The 14,360-nt window shown below is 37.5% G+C and carries 15 protein-coding genes, 8 tRNA genes and 1 rRNA gene; 1 reads left to right on the forward strand and 23 read right to left on the reverse strand.

The features are described from left to right. From ACFQU5_RS07990 to acpS, 21 genes are all read right to left on the reverse strand, one after another. A 16S ribosomal RNA gene (locus ACFQU5_RS07990) occupies nucleotides 1-65 on the reverse strand; the annotation flags it as partial. A gap of 164 nt (nucleotides 66-229) precedes the next feature. Continuing rightward, nucleotides 230-303, reverse strand: a tRNA-Gly gene (locus ACFQU5_RS07995). 14 nt (nucleotides 304-317) lie between these two features. Further along, nucleotides 318-394 (reverse strand) — tRNA-Arg (locus tag ACFQU5_RS08000). A gap of 19 nt (nucleotides 395-413) precedes the next feature. Next, nucleotides 414-499, reverse strand: a tRNA-Leu gene (locus tag ACFQU5_RS08005). Nucleotides 500-558: 59 nt separating this feature from the next. Next, nucleotides 559-633 (reverse strand) — tRNA-Lys (locus tag ACFQU5_RS08010). A 7-nt stretch (nucleotides 634-640) separates the two neighbouring features. Beyond that, a tRNA-Gln gene (locus tag ACFQU5_RS08015) sits at nucleotides 641-715 on the reverse strand. Nucleotides 716-719: 4 nt separating this feature from the next. Beyond that, nucleotides 720-795: transfer RNA gene (locus tag ACFQU5_RS08020), tRNA-Asp, on the reverse strand. Between the two features lie 29 nt (nucleotides 796-824). Further along, nucleotides 825-899, reverse strand: a tRNA-Glu gene (locus ACFQU5_RS08025). A 1-nt stretch (nucleotide 900) separates the two neighbouring features. Further along, nucleotides 901-975, reverse strand: a tRNA-Asn gene (locus ACFQU5_RS08030). A 252-nt stretch (nucleotides 976-1,227) separates the two neighbouring features. Further along, a complete protein-coding gene (locus ACFQU5_RS08035) occupies nucleotides 1,228-1,689 on the reverse strand; it encodes a SprT family protein (protein WP_390286576.1) in 462 nt (153 codons plus the stop codon). Between the two features lie 128 nt (nucleotides 1,690-1,817). Next, nucleotides 1,818-3,998: a Tex family protein gene (locus ACFQU5_RS08040; RefSeq protein WP_390286948.1), complete on the reverse strand. Its 2,181-nt coding sequence runs from the start codon at nucleotides 3,996-3,998 to the stop codon at nucleotides 1,818-1,820. 215 nt (nucleotides 3,999-4,213) lie between these two features. Then, nucleotides 4,214-4,993, reverse strand: a complete 780-nt coding sequence (gene sigB, locus ACFQU5_RS08045) for an RNA polymerase sigma factor SigB (protein WP_390286578.1) — start codon at nucleotides 4,991-4,993, stop codon at nucleotides 4,214-4,216. Then, complete coding sequence (gene rsbW / locus ACFQU5_RS08050) at nucleotides 4,971-5,444, reverse strand: anti-sigma B factor RsbW (RefSeq protein WP_390286580.1); 474 nt, start codon at nucleotides 5,442-5,444, stop codon at nucleotides 4,971-4,973. Before rsbW ends, sigB begins: the two co-directional genes overlap by 23 nt. Next, entirely contained in the window at nucleotides 5,431-5,766 is a 336-nt protein-coding gene (locus ACFQU5_RS08055) for an STAS domain-containing protein (RefSeq protein WP_390286582.1), read from the reverse strand. Before ACFQU5_RS08055 ends, rsbW begins: the two co-directional genes overlap by 14 nt. A gap of 66 nt (nucleotides 5,767-5,832) precedes the next feature. Then, nucleotides 5,833-6,840 carry a PP2C family protein-serine/threonine phosphatase gene (locus tag ACFQU5_RS08060; protein WP_390286584.1) on the reverse strand — a complete coding sequence of 336 codons (1,008 nt, stop codon included), beginning with the start codon at nucleotides 6,838-6,840 and terminating at the stop codon, nucleotides 5,833-5,835. Between the two features lie 13 nt (nucleotides 6,841-6,853). After that, entirely contained in the window at nucleotides 6,854-7,252 is a 399-nt protein-coding gene (locus tag ACFQU5_RS08065; protein WP_390286586.1) for an anti-sigma regulatory factor, read from the reverse strand. 299 nt (nucleotides 7,253-7,551) lie between these two features. Next, nucleotides 7,552-7,902, reverse strand: a complete 351-nt coding sequence (locus ACFQU5_RS08070; protein WP_036200448.1) for a type II toxin-antitoxin system PemK/MazF family toxin — start codon at nucleotides 7,900-7,902, stop codon at nucleotides 7,552-7,554. Between the two features lie 4 nt (nucleotides 7,903-7,906). Next, the gene (locus ACFQU5_RS08075) at nucleotides 7,907-8,128 is read right to left on the reverse strand and encodes a hypothetical protein (protein WP_390286950.1); all 222 of its coding nucleotides are present in this window, start codon (nucleotides 8,126-8,128) and stop codon (nucleotides 7,907-7,909) included. 205 nt (nucleotides 8,129-8,333) lie between these two features. Beyond that, entirely contained in the window at nucleotides 8,334-9,452 is a 1,119-nt protein-coding gene (gene alr / locus ACFQU5_RS08080; RefSeq protein ID WP_390286589.1) for an alanine racemase, read from the reverse strand. Between the two features lie 213 nt (nucleotides 9,453-9,665). Continuing rightward, nucleotides 9,666-10,679, reverse strand: a complete 1,014-nt coding sequence (locus ACFQU5_RS08085) for a LolA family protein (protein ID WP_390286591.1) — start codon at nucleotides 10,677-10,679, stop codon at nucleotides 9,666-9,668. A 146-nt stretch (nucleotides 10,680-10,825) separates the two neighbouring features. After that, the gene (gene acpS, locus ACFQU5_RS08090; protein WP_390286593.1) at nucleotides 10,826-11,179 is read right to left on the reverse strand and encodes a holo-ACP synthase; all 354 of its coding nucleotides are present in this window, start codon (nucleotides 11,177-11,179) and stop codon (nucleotides 10,826-10,828) included. Between the two features lie 306 nt (nucleotides 11,180-11,485). Between acpS and ACFQU5_RS08095 the strand changes: the two genes are divergently transcribed. Further along, on the forward strand, nucleotides 11,486-12,094 hold the full coding sequence (locus tag ACFQU5_RS08095; protein WP_390286595.1) for a rhomboid family intramembrane serine protease: 609 nt from the start codon (nucleotides 11,486-11,488) through the stop codon (nucleotides 12,092-12,094). Nucleotides 12,095-12,220: 126 nt separating this feature from the next. Here the strand turns inward: ACFQU5_RS08095 and ACFQU5_RS08100 are convergent, their stop codons facing one another. Both ACFQU5_RS08100 and ACFQU5_RS08105 read right to left on the reverse strand, forming a co-directional pair. Beyond that, nucleotides 12,221-13,708, reverse strand: a complete 1,488-nt coding sequence (locus ACFQU5_RS08100) for a PH domain-containing protein (RefSeq protein ID WP_390286597.1) — start codon at nucleotides 13,706-13,708, stop codon at nucleotides 12,221-12,223. Continuing rightward, entirely contained in the window at nucleotides 13,698-14,177 is a 480-nt protein-coding gene (locus tag ACFQU5_RS08105; protein ID WP_390286599.1) for a PH domain-containing protein, read from the reverse strand. The genes ACFQU5_RS08100 and ACFQU5_RS08105 overlap by 11 nt, the downstream gene beginning before the upstream one ends. Nucleotides 14,178-14,360 lie beyond the last annotated feature (183 nt).

Consider the following 14,360-nt stretch of genomic DNA (forward strand, 5'->3'; position numbering starts at 1 on the left):
TCGACTTGCATGTATTAGGCACGCCGCCAGCGTTCGTCCTGAGCCAGGATCAAACTCTCCATAAAAGAGAAAATTTGATAAAGCTCAAATTTCTGTTGAACATTAGTACTAATGTTCAAAAAAACATCTGCTGGCATCAATTTTGATGTCCAAGATTTTGTTTCTCTAAATTAATAGAAGAAACTATGTTTCATTAACGTTTTGTTGTTCAGTTTTCAAGGTTCAAATATGGAGCGGGTGATGAGAATCGAACTCACGACATCAGCTTGGAAGGCTGAGGTTTTACCATTAAACTACACCCGCAAATTAAATTATTATGGCGCGCCCGGCAGGAGTCGAACCCACAACCTTCTGATCCGTAGTCAGACGCTCTATCCAATTGAGCTACGGGCGCGTATTTGAAATGTGCTACTTGGTGCGGCCGAGAGGACTTGAACCTCCACGGGGTTGCCCCCACTAGGCCCTCAACCTAGCGCGTCTGCCATTCCGCCACGACCGCGTTTAAATGAAGACTTTACTAATTATACACCATTCTCGAACTATGTCAAGAATAAAAACTGGTGAGCCATGAAGGACTTGAACCTTCGACCCTCTGATTAAAAGTCAGATGCTCTACCACTGAGCTAATGGCTCTTACAAATGGCTGGGGTACCAGGATTCGAACCTGGGCATGACGGAATCAAAATCCGTTGCCTTACCGCTTGGCTATACCCCAACAATGGCGGTCCCGACCGGGATCGAACCGGCGATCTCCTGCGTGACAGGCAGGCATGTTAACCGCTACACCACGGGACCAAATTGCTTTGTATCTATTTAAATATAAGTGGTGACCCGTACGGGATTCGAACCCGTGTTACCGCCGTGAAAGGGCGGTGTCTTAACCACTTGACCAACGGGCCATGGCTCCGAAGGTAGGACTCGAACCTACGACCGATCGGTTAACAGCCGATTGCTCTACCACTGAGCTACTTCGGAATAATTCGTTCGCGACTTATCTTGTCGACTTTTATTATTATAGAGACACTTATAGATAAAGTCAACACTTTTACTAGAACTTTTTTTCATTTCTTTCAAACCCAGGAAAAACCCTTATATATCAAGCCTTAAAGTACTAAATAAAAAGAAGCAGCTGTCCTATAATGTACACTTTTCCAAAAAAACATACATATAAAATACATTCAAAATTATAACATTTAAAATCTTATTTATATCGTAACAAACAAACGATTAGTCTGTTATTTGTTCTATTAAATGCCCCCGACATTTACCACATCGATATTTATTCACATTCATTCTTTTCTTACGTGGATACCGCTGTTTACATTCAACACATTCATATATGTAGGTTCTAGAACTAGTCTTCTTTTTATTTTCTTCAATCGTCGAACAAAACCGGGGTGCTCCAACTTTTTTTAACAAGTCTCTAAAGTCGGCGTCCCGATGTTTATAGCCCCTACCTCTTATATGAAGATGGTAATGACATAATTCGTGCAAAATAATTCCACGTAATTCTTCCAGACCAAAGATTTCATAGGATTTTTTATTAAATTCGATATTATGACTCCTAAGCAGATAACGTCCACCAGTCGTTCGTAATCTACTATTAAAGTACGCTTTATGTAGAAAAGGCAGCTCAAAATAATGAAGCGAGAGTTCCTCTACCAGTAATTGCAGTTCTTGATCAGTCATTTATATTCCCTCCACGCATTAATCTACCATACCATTCGAATAATAATAAGTCCCTTCCAACGTAAAATAATAAAAACCCCGGTTAATAGTTTCTGTATTAACCAGGGAGACTCGTTTAACTCATAATCTTATTGAATTATTTCGACCTGTTTCTCAGGTGCTATCATCGTTAAGGCAATACGACCTTTATTTACTTCTACTTTATCTACCCACACCGTTACAATATCTCCCAATGAGACAACCTCTAAAGGATGCTTGATACGACGTTTTTGTAGTTTGGAAATATGAACTAGGCCATCTTGTTTTACCCCGATATCTACGAAGGCTCCAAAATCAACCACATTACGGACTGTTCCTTGTAGTTCCATCCCCACTTGCAGATCTTCCATCTTTAATACATCTGTTTTTAATAATGGTTGCGGGAAGGCGTCTCGTGGATCTCGTGTCGGTTTCATTAATGTATCTACTATATCCTTCACAGTTACTTCACCGACACCAAGTTGGTCACTTAAAGCCTTGATATCCATCCCGGCAAGAGATTCCTCGCATTTTTTAGATCCAACATCCTTTTTCGATAAACCTGCATTCGCCAATATATCTTCAGCTAATTTATAGCTTTCCGGATGAATTCCCGTTGCATCAAGCGGATTTTTCGCTTCTGCTATTCGCAAGAAACCAATTGCCTGTTCATATGTTTTAGCACCTAGACGGGGGATTTTCTTTAATTGAGCTCGCGATGAGAATTTTCCACTATCAATACGAGCATTTACAATATTTTCTGCCACGGTTTTCGATAAACCAGATACATATTGAAGAAGAGAAGCTGATGCCGTATTTACATCTACCCCTACCTGGTTAACTGCTGTTTCTACAATAAATGTTAAAGATTCCGCTAGTTTCTTTTGCGATACGTCATGTTGGTATTGGCCAACCCCAACTGCTTTTGGTTCAATTTTAACAAGTTCTGATAATGGATCTTGTAATCGGCGAGCGATTGAAACCGCACTTCTTTGCTCTACTTGTAAGTTTGGGAACTCGTTGCGCGCAACATCAGAAGCAGAGTATACAGATGCCCCGGCTTCATTTACAATCACATAAGCGATATCCTGCCCAACTTCTTTTAGCACATCTGCAACAAACTGCTCTGTTTCACGAGAAGCTGTTCCGTTCCCAATGGCAACAATTGAAATGGGGTATTTCTCTAGTAAAGCTTTCACTACAGCTTTTGACTTTGCTACATCTGGTTTAGGTGGATGAGGATAAATTGCAGTTACTTCCAACATCTTACCTGTTTCATCAACCACTGCTAATTTACAACCTGTCCGATAAGCTGGATCGACACCTAAAACCATTTTTCCGCGCATTGGTGGTTGTAATAAAAGGCTTTTTAAATTTTCTGCAAAGATATGGATCGCCTGTTCTTCCGCCTTTTCTGTTAACTCACTTCGTAATTCACGTTCAATAGAAGGTTGAATCAATCGCTTATACCCATCTTCAATTGCTTCTTTTACATGAGGAACTGAAGAGGAAGAAGAATTAAAAGGAATCCAATTCTTTTCCATAATTTGAAGAACTCTATCTAAAGGAATATGGATTGCTACTTTTAAAATATCTTCTTTTTCTCCACGGTTAAGAGCAAGCGTTCTATGAGGCACAATATATTTTACTGGTTCTACATACTCATAGTACATCTCAAAGACTTTTTTCTCATCCTTTTCGGCATCCTTAACAGCCGTAACAATTTTCCCTTCCCTCCACGAAAGCTTACGTATTTGATCACGGACTTGCGCATCATCCGCAAATCTTTCAGCTAAAATATCTTTCGCTCCAGTTATAGCATCTTCAACCGTATCTACTCCTTTTTCAGAATCGAGGAATGATTGGGCCAATTTTCCAATATCTTCTTTTGCAAATTTCATTATTTCATTTGCTAATGGTTCCAAGCCTTTTTCTTTGGCAATAGTCGCTTTCGTACGTCGTTTTTGCTTGTAGGGTCTGTATAAATCTTCAACACGCTGTAGCACGGTAGCGGCTTGAATCGATGCTCGCAACTCTTCCGTTAGTTTTCCTTGTTCATCAATAAGACGAATAACCTCTTCTTTTCGCTGTTCTAATTGTTGTATGTAATGGTATCGATCCTCAATGGATTTAATTTGAACTTCATCTAATGACCCAGTTGCTTCCTTACGGTAACGAGCTATAAAGGGAACGGTATTGCCATCTTCTAATAATTTAATAACCGCTTCAGCTTGATGCGGTTTAACTACTACATCCGTCGCAATAATTTGTAGCATTTTCTGTTGTTCCATCATTTCACAGCCTCTCTATATTTCATAAAGTGAATCCTCTTTTAGTATGGCGAGATAAACTTAGTTTAACATTTACTGCCCACTTTCTACTATTACCGAACTTACCCATGGGCATAAAAAAAGAATTAGTCATTTATTCTCAATAAAAAAATCTACCCTTTTATCGATTTTTCGAGGGTAGACTTGTCCTTTGTATTAAATTGCGTAGTTTAATTTTAAACAACACCGTCAGCAGTAATGACTTGCTGCAATTTTTTTATGGCCTTTCTCTGGATACGCGATACATGCATCTGAGAAATTCCTAGCATTTCTCCTGCTTCTTTTTGACTCAATTGGTCATAATAAGTTAATTTTAAAATCTCTTTTTCACGCTCATCTAAAGTATCCATTGCTTCTGAAACAACAATTCGACGGTTTGTCCTTTCGAATCCGTCATCTTCTTTACCTACGATATCCATCAACGTGACTGTACCACCTTCAGAATCCGCGTCGATGGAATGATCCATTGAAAGAGCATGATAACTTTTACTCATTTCCATCGCTTCAAGAACATCTTCTTCTTCTACTTCTAAATACTCCGCTATCTCTTGAATAGAAGGTGAGTATTGTAGTTTAGTTGTCAGAAATTCTGCAGCAGTTTTAATTTTCGGACCAAGCTCCTTAATGCGTCGAGGTACATGAACATCCCACGTTTTGTCACGTAAAAACCGTTTGATTTCTCCAACGATTGTCGGAACAGCAAAAGCTTCAAAGCTTCTACCTAAAGACGTATCAAAACGTCGAATTGCCCCTAGTAATCCAAGCATCCCCACTTGGACCATATCCTCATAATTCGTTTTGCCATAGGAATATTTCCTTGCAATAGATTCTACTAAATTTTTATAGTGAATGACTAAGCGATCTAAGCATACTTGCTCTTCTGATTGTTGATATTGTTCTATCCATTTCAATATTTCTTCAGTTGAATTTCGATTATCTGGTGATTGATTGGACATTTTCCTTCACCTGCTCTCTCGTGACATATTTTGTCATGAAAACAGTGACTCCACCTTCGTTATTGTTCACTCTGACCTCGTCCATTAATGTCTCCATTAAGTAAAGCCCTAGTCCGCCCTCTCTTAATAATTCAACACTTTCATCTTCTTGATATGGACCAATCTGAGATTTTACTTCCTCGAAGTTAAAGCTATGTCCGTAATCCGATACCATGACCTCAATTTTGTCAGCATATAAAGCAACACCGATAACAATTTCTCCGTCTTCATGAATTCCATAAGCATGTTGTACAACATTGGTCACCGCTTCACTTACGGCAATTTTCATATCTTCAATTTCATCATAGGAAAAACCAACGCGAGAAGCTAATCCAGAAACACTTAGCCTTATTACACTAACATACTGCGGTTTTGCAGGAACTCTTATTTCAATGTAGTCAAATGCGCGCATTGGTTGCCCCACCTTTTCCTATTTCCATTAATTCACTAAGTCCTGTTATTTCAAATAATCTTGTTAATCTGGCAGACAGGTTGACTAATTTTAGGCTAGCATTTTCCTTCACGATCTTTTTATAGAATGCTACAAACACTCCAAGCCCTGTACTATCCATATAATTCACATTTGATAAATCCAATTCTACTAATAAGCCCTCTGTCAAACGAATCATCTCGAGCTCATCCCTTAAAATTGGTGCTGTATACGTATCAATTTCACCTTCGATAAATCCTATCAGTGTATCTCCATCTTCTCGGAATTGTACATTAACATTCATTTTAAGACACCTCCCACAATTACCTATTGTTCTTTTCCCCAGATTTCTTATGCTAAACCTATTTTTTTAAAAAAAATCATTTTTTTTTATAATTACTACCGTGAAATCATCTTCTAATTTAAAATTATGCAGCTTTTGCAATTCACTATAAATTGCTTCGCACATTTCCTGGGCAGTTAGATGGCGATTAGCTAAAGCAAGCGCTTTAATTATTTCGCGGGAGTCGAATTCTTCTCTATTGCGAAAATCCGTTACACCATCCGTCATAAGTATGACGAAATCACCGACTTTTAGCTCAATATCCTGTTGTGTATATTTGGCTTCCGGCAATATGCCGAGCAATAGACCCTTCGACTCTAGATCATAGAATGCTTGATCTGCTTCCTTATAATAGAGGGATGGCTCGTGTCCAGCAGAACTCCATGTAAGTACATTCGTATTTAAGTTATAACGTACGTAGCATAATGAAACAAACATACTATCATCGATACTTTTTTCAATGATTTTATTTAATACTTCAAGGACATAGGAAGGATTGCTGTTTGCATATTCCAAAGTGTCCAACCCATATTTCACCATGGACATACATAGCGCAGCCGGCACCCCTTTACCTACTACGTCAGTAACGGCAACACTCAAATAGCGTTCATCATCATGCATAAAATGAACATAATCGCCATTCATTTTTCGTAGAGGGATTGAAACCGATCCAATATCTATGGAACGGGGCTTGGGTATTTCTGTCTCTAATAAGAGATTCTGGATTTTTGTTGCGATATCCATCTCAATGCGGAGTTCTTCTTGTTTAGCTAGTAGAGTTTGATGTTCTTGAACCTTTAAGCCAAAATGTACCATTACTTCGATTAAAAAATCATACCCATGCAATACTGACTCAGGTATATCATCATATATCTCTTCAAGAGCCCTCTTATGGATACTAATAACCTCTTCTGGTGTTACATTTTTTTGAATCATTCGTTTAATAAAATTTTGGCCAATATATAAATCACTTTCATTCTGATTTCCAATATAGTCTGATAGTATTTTTTTATATTGTTTTCTTATTTGCTCCAATTAAACCCACACCCTAACTTAGCCATTTCACTACTTTAACCGTAGTCCCCTGACCGACTTTAGACTGAATATCAATCGAATCCACAAGTCTCTTGACAGCCGGAAGGCCTCCTCCAGTATGACTTGATGAATAGTCATCCTCGAATATCTTATGGACCTCCGTCATTCCTTGTCCGCTATCAATCGATGAAATAGAAATTCCTTTCATGTCATTTCCCTCTATTTCCTCAATCACAATCTTACCGGCACGGGCATATAATAATATATTTTTCGCGAGTTCACCAATAGCAGTTGTAATTCGGGATTGGTCCACATCATTGAATCCAATCTCCTTCGCCTCATCTCGACCTAGCTTGCGTGCAGTTACTATATCTAATTCTGTCACTATCTCAACTATTTTTGTTTCGCTCATCACTGCACCCCCAATTTGCTAAAAAATTAATGGAACGCATACTATAATTCTAGCAATTATGTATATTACTTAGTAATTCTAATATATATTATCAAGTACCTTACATCAAATCTAGAGCGATAAATAGACAAAAGATTTTGAAAAAGAACGAGTGTAATTAACCTTTCCGATAGACCCGAGTTAATTTCGCCACTTGCACATATAGCCCAAAAACTTAAAATTCCCTATTCACTGTAAAAAAAGGAATGACCCAGAAGAATTACTTCTTATGGTCAAACCTTTACTTTTATGTATTAATATTAAAATTTTAATAATCCTAGGCTTATTTCTAGTGCAACGTCCACTTTTTCCATAAGCTCATCATCTAATTGGGTAATGCGATCTGTCAATCTAGATTTATCTATAGTACGCAATTGTTCAAGCAAAATTACCGAATTTCGTTCGAAACCGTATTTTTTAGCATCAATTTCGACATGAGTCGGCAATTTTGCTTTTTGAATTTGCGCAGTAATCGCAGCGATGATTACAGTTGGACTAAATCGATTACCTATATCGTTTTGAAGGATTAATACGGGCCTCGTGCCGCCCTGTTCAGATCCTACAACTGGTGAGAGATCTGCAAAAAAAACGTCCCCTCGTTTCACAATCAAAATGTCATCCCCCGCTTACGAGACGCTCTACCATATGTTCCGCTTCATACTCTGCATGTAGACATTCGCTACAAATATTCAGGTTGATTTGCGACATTTCCACATAGCCTTTCATTAAAGCTTCCCGTATTTGATTTGGTTGCTTGTGCGTAGACAATCTACGAGATGAAATATAAACAAAACTTTCCGCATCTCGAGATTTTTGCTCAAGTGTATTAAATGCCATTAACAACTCTTGAGGAAGTTCTAATACTTCCTTTACTTCTTCTACTTTTTTCGCGTACAAAACAAGCACCTCCACAAAAACCGTACCATTTCAATTCTTTTCTCATTCTATCATCGAAATGATATGTTGAAAAGATAATTATTAAAAAATATGGCTATCCATGTAGTATTATCGGTTTTTGGTGAAGTTTTTGTCGCATTTACTATTAATTGTGGTAGATTCTAGGCACTCTCGAAGTAATGATACAAGGAACCTCGTAGTTAATTGTATCTCCTTTTGCCGCCCATTCGTCAATTGTAATTTCTTCGTCTTTTTGTTTTCCTATTAGAGTTACTTTTTTACCTATATTATATGCAGTTGGTAATAATAACATACATTGATCCATACAAATTCTTCCGATGATTGGTACACGTACGCCATCTATTAATACATGTTGGCCACTATATTTTCGAATTAAACCGTCTGCATATCCAATAGGAATTGTTCCAATGAACGACGGTTCTGATGCTGTAAAGGTTGCTCCATAACCAATCGATTGACCAGCTTGGATTTTCTTTACCTCAATAAGTTCTGTTTCTAATGAGAAAGCAGGTTGCAATGGAAACGGCAATTTTGTTTTTACATAGGCAGAGGGTGCAAGACCATACATTGAAATTCCAAACCTTACCGCATCATATTGAAGAGATTGATCTTTAATAAGCATCGTCGCTGTATTTGCTGCATGCACAAGTCTTGGTTTTTTAGGCAAGGAACTTATAAACTCATCAAATTTATCAACTTGACGCTGGAAATAAGCACCCTCCTCTTCATCTGCAGTTGCAAAATGTGTGAAAATACCATCCACCAATAAATTTTCAGAAAACGTAATGGTATTATATAGGTTTTGTAAATCTTCAATATTAGTGACACCTATCCTACCCATGCCTGTGTCTAATTTAATATGTAATTTTAAAGGATGTGCAAGAGTTAATGTTTTTACTTGCTGCACCCACTCAAGAGAAAATACAGTTAGAGTAATATTCTCATTTGCTGCCAAAGGTGCAAACGATACAGGGGCATATCCTAAAATTAAAATATCAATGTTATGGAATGTTTTTCGCAGTCGCAGGGCTTCTTCTGGGGTTGCTACCGCTAACACGGTTGCACCAGCCTCAATAGCTGCCGTAGCTACTTCAATATCTCCATGTCCATATGCGTTCGCCTTCACTACAGCCATGATTTGAACTTCAGGCTTTAAGTATTCCCTTAAATGACTAACATTGTTTTTTATTGCATCCAAATTGATAATGGCTTTGGTTGGACGGAAGTGCTTTATGTTTTGCATTTTACATATTCCCTCATTTAGTATTTATAAACTTCAAATTTTTGTAATTTTTATTTTATTATATTTTATTTTTATTACTAGATCTTGTCCACCACTTTTAATTTTAAATGACATTAAGAGAGAGTTAGCCTAAGAGCGACTGTTTGTCCACCTGCGAAGACTAACCTCTCAAAATTTTATACTTTTATGTGAAAATCAATTACTTTAATAGCGTTATTTTAATCCACCAGTCGTAACAGACGCAGCAACTTCTACCATTTCTTCTTGAGTTAAGTTATTGGAAGCGATAAAGAATGATACACCGTCGCGTTCCCAACTAATTGAATTTTCGGTAATTGCACCAATAGTAAAGCCTAAATCTGCTGGATCACCCGGAGCGTATACCGGCAGTGTTGCTGTTTCTCCATATTCAACAGGCTGTTGAACAAGTGTAAAGGATTTATCACCTTCGAATGTTAAAATAACACGTTCTGTTCCATTCTCCACGACAGCCTCTTCATCTGCTAGTTTTGTATTATCCCAATTTAAATCTGGATAATACGTTTGGAACTCTGTCGGAACCTCTGCACTTGCACTAGCAGTCTCTTCTTCAGTTGACTCAGAGAAATTCTCTACTGCATATTCACTTTTCTTATGCTGCATTCCTAGATCAATATTTTTAAATGTGATCAGCATTTGTTCTTCTTGTGCTTCGTTTACTACTGAAACAGAAGTTGGCAGCATTGTCTTCTTGTCCACAACTATTTTTTGCGTTGGCATAATACTCTTATGATTATTTCGTGTTGCGGCAGTGAAGATATAATTCTTCTCATCTTCTTCCATTGTTACAGCATCGTCAGCTAACAAGTCTTCAGCTAATGCACCTATTAAATAGGCTTGGCTATTTTGTTTGGGCCATTCACTTTGGAACTTGTACGTTTTTCGAAGTGATGGTGTTACTACAAATACCCCTTCATCATTTCGAACAATCATTTGTGTAACATCTTCACCTTGCTGGGTTACTTTTACACGGTAAAATTCCGGTTCAGTATGCCATACGTTTACATCATAAACTCTTGGTTCAGTACCTGTTTTGATTTCCATCGTGGCATCTAGTTCATATCCTTTTACGTCGTTCCACTTATCATTTAGATCTTGTAGAACATCCTCCTGTGAATCTTTCCCACAAGCTGCAAGCATTAGCACTCCAAACAACATGACAAAAAATAAGATTAATTTGTGTCGCAAAACTCCATCCTTTCTTCTACTTTCAGCTCCGATACGTCAAATATATGAGTGGATGTATAACATTATGCTATCACTTTTGGACAACTTAACAAATTATTAATCACAATTTTTATAGGTCTCTAATTCGATGTATTCAACTATTGAAGCTATTGCATTAGTATAACTTGAGCTGCTGCATATGCCTTTGTATGTGTGATGCTAACATGTCCACTCACTAACTTCCCGTTGAAAAACAAAGTTGGTTTTCCTAAGTCATCTTTCAATACTTCAATCTGATGAAACTCACAACCACTTCCTATGCCTGTACCATTTGCTTTGGAAAATGCCTCCTTCGCTGCAAACCTCCCCGCTAAAAATTCAACTTTTCGTAGTTCGGATAGTTGGTAAAATAGGTTCAGCTCCCGTTCAGATAATATTCTTTGCTGAAATTTTTCTGAACGATCCATTGCTTTCTTTATTCTTGGGATTTCTGCTATATCTAGTCCAATTCCTTTTATCATATGGAAGTTCTCCTTTTATTATTAATAAAATACAATGTATAATAATTTTAAATTCATTCAGTAGAAGTAATGTTCCACTTCTTTAAATGGTATAATGACTACAAAAGATAGATAGTTTATGTCAGGCACTGCCCCCAACTGAATGAATAAAAGCCTCCGGCGGTTGCCACAGATTTTCAAAGGAAATTTATCGAGCTAGCTCGATAAAATCTTTGCAGCATTCTTTTGACTGTACCGAAAGCTTGCTGTACCGAAAGCTTGCGACAGGTACAATTCGCCAAGGCGTATTTGATTTGAGGTGTATAGATGTTTATTCGTAGAGAAAATTTCAAACAGTTTTTAAAGCTATATCCAGTTGTATCAACGATTATTGCGATAAATTTCATCGTCTATATTATAACAATGCTACCAAATATCGGTGATGAAATTTTTTACACAGGGATGAGTGTGAATTCTCTGATCGGTGATGGACAATGGTGGAGAATTATTACGTCATTATTTCTTCACGCAGGTTTCATGCATGTTCTATTTAATATGTTTTCGCTATTCTTATTCGGTCCGGAGCTGGAAAAAATTGCTGGGAAGATGCGCTTTTTAACGATTTATTTCCTAGCCGGTATTTTTGGCAATATGGCTACATTTGTAATGCAAGACGGCATGTATGCAAGTGTCGGGGCTAGCGGTGCGATTTACGGTATATTTGGTGCCTTTGCAGCGCTTGTCTACTATACACGCCGTACCATGCCACAGCTAAAGCAAGTTATCATGCCACTTATTATTATTAGTGTGATTATTACGTTTATATCCCCTAATATCAATGTCTCGGGACATATAGGTGGTCTGATTACAGGTTTCTTACTTGGTTTATCCTATTTCTCACCAAAGAATATCATTCGTTGGAAACAAAAAAAATAAAAACCTGGCCAATTGTTAAACCCGTAGCAATTGACCTTGGTGCACTAATGCAAAAAGGAAGTTCTAAAAGGAAAAGGCAATCTCTACGTTTTACTGAGATTGCCTTTTAATATGGAATAATATAGATTAAGAAGTTGATTTTTCAAACCAATTCATTATATCTTCTACAGCTTTATTTTCGAGATTCATTGCTTTCGCCGTGGCCCCTGTCAACCCAGACATAACCGTTACCTGGACTGTAGTGAGCTCGCTTCTCTTTTGGAAATATGTCTGCCTGCTTTCCATAGCTTGGATTCGTTTTCTCTCCACAATAAAAGTCACGCGACTAAATACCCGATAACAAAAAGTTAATTGGTTTCCACTAATGGCAAAACCTGTCGTTTTAAATTGCCATAAACCGATGAGGATAACTGGAATAAAAATCAGCACCGACAACAATCCATACGGGAACCAAAAATACAAACAAAGTGCAATAACAGGCAGCATCCAAATAAAATCAATACGATAAAAGAAAGGTTTTGCTTTTCTAGGTGGTTTTGTTAAAGATTGCTGCCATTCAAATTGAGGAAACAAATCTTGAAGTGGATCATATAAATGTTTTTTCTTTATTAGCGGGAAGAGTGTAATTTTCTTTTCTTCCCCACCAAATCCACCACTTGCACTTTCTACAGCAACTGCTGCAAATCCAAACATTTGCCTTAAAGGGTTTTCCACAATTTTAATAGCTTGAATACGGTTTAAAGGAATTGTTACTCTCTTCTTTTCTAATAATCCTCTCGTTATAGTTAAACGTTCGTTTTCCTCAATTACCGTAAAATCATAGTAATTAATAAATGTAATAATGACAGCAACAATCCATGTGAATAAAAATGTTACGAATACGGCGAGTGATACAATAACGATTCCAAATTTGATAAAGTGGGAAACCTCTTCAAATATCCATTCAAAGGGTATAAATTCTGCAAATTGGGAAAGAACCGCGGCAACCCCGGCAATAACAACGCCCATACTACTGGAGGTAGTAGCAAGTATGAATAAATCTTTTGTTCTCATTTTATGAATCACTCTTGCACTTGTTTGGGACGACTCAGCTGGCACCATCGCTTCTTCGCGCTGTTCATTTTCCCGCTTTTCGTCATTTCCTTTTCGAGTAACAAGCTCAATCTGATTCGCAGCATCTTTCGTAATAGCTGTCAAAATAACTTCCGGCTTACCATTCGTACTCCCCGCTGTTTCCACCATCACTTGCACTAGTCCGAATAGTCGATGGAAGATGCCTTCTTTGTAATTAAAGCTTTGTATACGGTCAAATGGAATATAGCGTTTTTTCTTAACCAGCAGACCATACTCAACTCTTAGCTCCTTTTCCTCAAACCAATAGACATACGTCCACCATTTAATTATCCCATTTACCAATCCCACTAATATAACCAGTATAAAGATACCTAAAGGAATAAGGCTAGACCAGAAACTTCCATCACCCGGATTAAAAGTCACATTAAAGCCATTTGCAAAAAAGAGTATTATAAAGGGTATAATTAACTCCTTTAATCCCTTTACAAAATCAACCACTGCGGAAACCGGATGCAACTTAAAACGCTGCTCAGACATCATCTTCAGCCACCCTTGCCAAGATTGAAATACGGGATCGCAGGCTATCTGCATCATTAGTGACCAACATCGGGATGATATGTGTTGTAGCCGCAGTTGAAATTGAAATATTCGCTAAGTCGTGCTTTTTTAATATTGGTCCTTGTGAAGTATCAACATGCTGAACACGTACCATTGGGATTAATGTCCGCTTTATTATAAATAGGCCACTCTGAATTTCAATCTCATGTTCACGAACTTCATATCTCCAATGATTCCAACGAATATTTGGGAATAGCCAAATTGTAGTGATTGCAACGACTAGGATAAGAGCTATTGCTATGTAAAAAATAAATGATGGCCATTCAAAATAAAACGTTAGAAAACATACGACCCCCATTAGAATTGCTGCAACTAAAGTGTTAAAAATGCCATATAACCGCCATACAGTCAAACCTTTCCTCGGTATTTGATACATTAATTGTTCTCGCACACAACCACCCTCTCTTCCCTTTAATACGAATGAAAAATGAAATTGTTTCAATATATTATAAATATATACCAATAATAGACAACCAAAATATCAACATATATAACTTATTATTCAATTATTGGTTAATAGGTCTACTCTGCAAAATTCTACCTTATGCGAATGGGCAAGTACACATTCAGGCCG

Origin of the sequence: Ureibacillus sp. GCM10028918 (assembly GCF_042666115.1) — a bacterium.
In the GTDB taxonomy this organism is placed as follows: domain Bacteria; phylum Bacillota; class Bacilli; order Bacillales_A; family Planococcaceae; genus Ureibacillus.